Below are 2,855 nucleotides of genomic sequence, written 5' to 3' on the forward strand. Positions count from 1 at the left end.
GCATAGACGATGGCGTTCGACTTGACGTGCTTGGCGACGCGGAAAGCGAATTTGAGGTCGGCCATTTCGGCCGGCGTCGGCGCGCGCTTCGTCACCACCTTCAATTCGAGGTCGTCGATCACCGCATTGTCGCGGCTTTGCACCAAGAGCCCGCCGGCCACCGATTTCACGAGCGTGCCGGCGGCGCGCGGGTCGGGCAGGCCGCCGGCGACCAGAAGGCGCAAATTCTTCTTCGCGGCGACGATCGCGGCCGCCTCGTCGGTGGCGTCCGGCGCGATGATCACCTCGGTGAAGGTTTTCACGATCTCTTCCGCCGCCTCGGCATCGAGGATGCGGTTCATGGCGACGATGCCGCCGAAGGCCGAGACCGGATCGCAGGCAAGCGCCTTGGCATAAGCCGCCTTCAGCGTCGCCCCCTCGGCGACGCCGCAGGGATTGGCGTGCTTGATGATGGCGATCGCCGCCGAGCGGGCCGGATCGAACTCGCCGACCAGCTCGAAGGCGGCGTCGGTGTCGTTGATGTTGTTGTAGGAGAGCTGCTTGCCCTGCAGCTGCCTGGCGGTTGCGACACCCGGCCGCTTGTCGCCGGAGAGATAGAAGCCGGCGCTCTGGTGCGGGTTCTCGCCATAGCGCATCACCTGGTCGAGGCGGCCGCCGAAGGCGCGCCAGGTCGGATGCTCGACCTCGAGCGCCTCGGCGAACCAGCCGGAGATCGCAGCGTCATAGGTGGCCGTGCGGGCAAAGGCCTTGGCGGCCAGCTTCTTGCGGAAATCGAGCGACAGCGAGCCGAGGTTCATCTCCAGCGCGTTGAGCACCGAGGCGTAGTCGGCGGGATCGGTGACGATGGCGACATAGGCATGGTTCTTGGCCGAGGCGCGGATCATCGCCGGACCGCCGATGTCGATGTTCTCTACGATCGAAGCGTAGCCGGCGCCGGAGCGGCGGACTTCCTCGAACGGGTAGAGGTTGGAGACGACGAGGTCGATCGGAAGGATATGGTGGTCGTGCATCGCCTTCACATGCTCGGGGTCGTCACGCACGCCGAGCAGCGCGCCATGCACCGACGGGTGCAAGGTCTTGACGCGGCCGTCCATGATCTCGGGAAAGCCGGTCAGTTCCGAAACATCGCGGACCGCCAGGCCGGCCTCGGCGATCGCCTTCGCCGTGCCGCCGGTGGAGACCAGCTCGACGCCGGCGGCGGCAAGCGCCCTGGCGAAATCGATCAGGCCGGTTTTGTCGAAGACTGAAAGCAACGCGCGGCGAACCGGAACGAGGTCCGGTGCCGGAATGTTCTTGGCGGGGACGGCCATGGCAGGCGGCCTTTCAAGGCTGGTTGGGAAACGTTCGCGGGCCGTAGCATATGAGCCCCGGAAATCAAGCGCCGCGCACTTCTCCGGAGTGTCGTTTCGGGATTCGCCGTCACTTCAAGCGTCGGCACTGCCCCTCACCTGCCTGCCGGCATCCTCTCCCCGTATAGTGACGGGGAGAGGGGCGCTCTCATCGATGGTTTCGCCAATCTCGAGCGCAGCAGGAACAGTGCCGAGGCTGCGGCCAGCCCCCTTCTCCCCGTCACAATACGGGGAGAAGGTGCCGGCAGGCGGATGAGGGGCGGCGCCAGCGTCGGCAATTGGCCGGCGCCTACGCAATCGAAGCCGATCCGGCTCAGTTGTTTTCGGGATAGCCGGCGATGTGGGTGCGCGTCAGCTGCCAGTGCACCTCGGCGATCTCCGAGGCCTTGAAGGCAAGCACGATCTGCCGGCTGCGGCGCGGCCCGCCGAGTCCGGCGAAATAGATCGATTCCTCAACCTCCGGCGCCACTTCCGCGCAGGTGAAAACCCAAGTGTCTCCTTGTGCGGCGGCGAGCGTCAAGCGGTCCCGCTCGTCCTGAAGCAGGCCGATGTCGGGATGGATGTGGAAGCGCACTGTGACGAAGTCGCGGCCATTGTTGCGGACCGTCGCGCCCCCGGGGCGCAGGAAACGGTCGCGGCCGGTCAGCACATTGCCGTTCTCCGTCAGCTTCAATTCACGCTCGTGCAGGAAGCCGAAGCGCGCGGCATAGCCGTCGTGGCGGGCGACGAAACCGTGCACGCCTTTCTGGTCGATGCGCTTGCAGGGCACGCGCTGCGGGCCGGCGATCAGCGGCGAGCCGAGCAGGTCGCTGACCCGCAGCGAATGGCTGAAGCGCGCCGAGGAGGTGTCGTTGACGGTGGCGGTCGAGTGCGCGGCGGTGGCGCGGGCAAGCGGGCGGAACTCGGCGGCGCCATAGGTATCGATGCCGGCATTGACGATGAAGTGCTGGCGTCCGGAAGAAAGCTCGAAGGCGAGGCACCCGGCATGCGCGGCGTTGGAAACGTCGATGGGCGGCGGCAGGCCGGTGTCGGCGATCACCGTCACGCCGCCCATCGACAGGCGCTCGTAGCCGGAATGCGGCGCGTGCAGCAGCGGCGCGCCGACCGTGTCGTCATGACGCAGGATGGTGGCGATGCGGTCGTGGATCGTGGCGCCCATGCCGTTGAAGCGGGCGAGGCTGCCGTCCTGGTGGCGGAAGAAACGCAGGGCCGGCAGCATGCGGTCGATGGCGCCGATCAACGCCGGCGGCGGCGCCTCGGCCTGGTTGGCATAGGTCTGGCGCAGAGGCAAAAGGTCGGCCAGCAATTCCAGCACCGTCATCGGGTTGCGCGAGATGTGGCCGCCATCGGGAAGGATCTGGCGGTCGAGCTCCTCGGCAAGGTTGCGGGTGGCGGCGCGCAGCGCCGAGGGCGGCGCCGGCAGCGACAGGGCGGCGAAGGCAAGCGCGATGCGGGCGCGCAGCCTGTCCTTGCCGTCCGGCATCTCGCGTGCCATCGACCGCAGAT

General features: G+C 67.5%; 2 protein-coding genes. Both read right to left on the bottom strand.

Annotation, left to right across the window (positions count from 1 at the left end; all coding sequences use genetic code 11):
- Positions 1 to 1,310, bottom strand: a 1,310-nt coding sequence (gene purH / locus EOA38_RS32545) for a bifunctional phosphoribosylaminoimidazolecarboxamide formyltransferase/IMP cyclohydrolase (RefSeq protein WP_127301155.1), incomplete at its 3' end; no start/stop codon positions are given.
- Positions 1,311 to 1,662: 352 nt separating this feature from the next.
- A partial coding sequence (locus EOA38_RS32550) for a heparinase II/III family protein (protein WP_127301156.1) occupies positions 1,663 to 2,855 on the bottom strand: 1,193 nt, incomplete at its 5' end.

Source organism: Mesorhizobium sp. M1E.F.Ca.ET.041.01.1.1 (genome assembly GCF_003997355.1).
Taxonomy (GTDB): Bacteria; Pseudomonadota; Alphaproteobacteria; order Rhizobiales; family Rhizobiaceae; genus Mesorhizobium.